Annotated in this window: 1 protein-coding gene; it reads left to right on the top strand. The window is 32.8% G+C overall.

The features are described 5' to 3' along the window. On the top strand, nt 1–803 hold an 803-nt coding region (locus tag A3842_RS12525), incomplete at both ends, for a condensation domain-containing protein (protein WP_256701681.1).

An 803-nucleotide genomic window follows, 5' to 3' on the forward strand; every position in this document is an offset into this window, starting at 1 on the left:
CAATGTTATTATTACACATCATCATATTTTATATGATGGCTGGAGTAATGCAGTAATCATTAAGGAATTTATCGAATATTACAACTCTCTCTCACAAAATCAACAGGTAGTCCTTCTTGAAAAAACAGATTTTAGCGAATATATAACATGGCTTAATAATCAAAATGTTTTACCAAGGGAAGAATTTTGGGCAAAATACTTGGAGGGTTATGAATATAAATCAACACTGCCTGTAAAAGACAATACTAGCGGAGCAAATGGTGGGAAATGTGTGTTTCATTTGAACCAGTCTATTCTGGATTCTATTTTGAAATTAACATCCGAAGCGAGAGTAACCTTAGCCACATATCTTTATACGGTATGGGGGATTTGTGTTCAAAAATACAACAATAATCATGACGTTATTATTGGTAAAGTTGTGTCTGGCCGAACTCCTGAAATTAAAGGCATCGACGAAATGGTCGGGTTATTGATTCATACTGTTCCTGTCAGAATAACATCTTCGAAATCAGAAAAATTTCATGATGTTCTTAAACGTGTGGAAAATGATATGCGTGAAATGGAAGATTTTACTTCTCTTCCTCTTACAGACATCAAAAATCAATCAGCGATTACGGATAGGGAACTTTTTGATTCCATTGTTATTATTGAAAATTATCCTTTAAAAAAACAAAAAATTAGTAACGATATTGTAATTGAAGATTTCTCTACTACTGAAATGACTCACTATGACTTGACCATTTTGGTTAAAACATTTGAAGAGTGTACGATTGAATTTTACTACAATCCGCAACGTTTTAACC

The sequence above is a fragment of the Paenibacillus sp. P3E genome (assembly GCF_001909045.1).
Classification (GTDB): Bacteria; Bacillota; Bacilli; order Paenibacillales; family Paenibacillaceae; genus Paenibacillus_AQ; species Paenibacillus_AQ helianthi.